The sequence below is a fragment of the Streptomyces sp. NPDC006450 genome (assembly GCF_040612195.1).
Taxonomy (GTDB): Bacteria; Actinomycetota; Actinomycetes; order Streptomycetales; family Streptomycetaceae; genus Streptomyces.
Genome location: NZ_JBEXPT010000054.1, coordinates 39745 through 41180 on the forward strand (window position 1 = coordinate 39745; position 1436 = coordinate 41180).

The following is a 1436-nucleotide window of genomic DNA, read 5'->3' on the forward strand; positions in this document are numbered from 1 at the left end:
CGCCCCCACCCCCGGCCCCGCCCCCGGCTTCCCCGGCGCGCCCGCGGCCGCCCGCGGGGCGGCGCGCAGCCCCGCGCGGGGGCGCGGGGCGCGCGCCCGCGCCCCCCCCCCCCCCGGCTGTGGCCGGTGCTCAGCGGCTGCGCCCTGCTCTTCGCCGGAGCGCTCGCGGCCGCCCTGCTCGGGGCCCAGCGCGCGGCCAAGACCGTGCGCGACCGCTGCGAGGCGCTGCGCCGCTCCAGCGCCCGAGGCCGCCAGGAGCTGCACACCACCGCCGACCGGCTGGAGCGGGGCGAGCTGCCCGCCCGCCCGGTGCGCGGCGGCCCGACCGGGCCGTCCTTCGGTGCCGAGACGGCGGGAATCGACGAGTTCTGGCTGCTCTCGCAGGAACTGCGCGGTGCCCGCGAGCAGGCCCACGCGACCCTGGTCCGCCTCGGCGGCCCCGTCGCGCCCTCCGACAGCGACCGCAAGGTCGAGGTCTTCGTCAACCTCGCGCGCCGCCTCCAGTCCCTCGTGCACCGCGAGATCTCGCTGCTGGACGACCTGGAGGACACGGTCGAGGACCCGGACCTGCTCAAGGAGCTCTTCCACGTCGACCACCTCGCCACCCGGATCCGGCGCCACGCGGAGAACCTCGCGGTGCTCGGCGGAGCCGCCTCGCGCCGTCAGTGGACCCGGCCCGTCGACCTGAGCGAGGTACTGCGCTCCTCGGTCGCGGAGGTCGAGCAGTACACCCGCGTCAAGGTGGTGCCGCCCGCGGGCGGTTCCGTACGCGGCCACGCCGTCGCCGACGTCGTGCACCTGCTGGCCGAACTCGTCGAGAACGCCACCGTGTTCTCCGCCCCCGACACCGATGTCGTGGTGCGCGCGGAGCGGGTCACGGCCGGGATCGCGGTCGAGGTGGAGGACCGGGGCCTCGGCATGCCGCCCGAGGAAGCGCACCGGATGAACGCCCTGCTCGGCGACCCCGATCAGATCAGCGTCCGGCACCTGCTGGCCGACGGGCGGATCGGCCTGTTCGTCGTCTCGGCGCTCGCCCGCAGGCACGGGATCGCCGTCGAGCTCAAGTCGAACATCTACGGCGGCGTGCTCGCCGTACTGGTCCTGCCCCAGGAGCTGTTGGGGGCCGAGGCGCCGAGCGCCGCGGACGCCCTGGGCGGCTCCCGGGCCACCTCCTGGGGGACCGGCGAGGGGGCGGGCGCACCGCGGCTGGAGCCGGTACGAGTGCCCCTGTCCGCGCCGGAGCCCTCCGGCACCCCGCCGGTGGCACCGGGCAGGGCGTCCCGTACGGAACCTGCGCACGCGGAACCTGCGCACGCGGAACCTGCGCACGCGGAACCGGCGCACGCGGACCCGGTGTGTGCGGAACCGGCGCGCGCGGAACCTGTGGGTGCTGGGCCTGCGGTGATGGCGTCCGTGGTGGCGGCGCCCGCGGTCGG

Annotated in this window: 1 pseudogene; it reads left to right on the forward strand. The window is 77.2% G+C overall.

Annotated features, from left to right (window positions below):
* Positions 1 to 1152, forward strand: a pseudogene (locus tag ABZY57_RS18250) (ATP-binding protein); the annotation flags it as partial.
* Between the last annotated feature and the right edge of the window lie 284 nt (positions 1153 to 1436).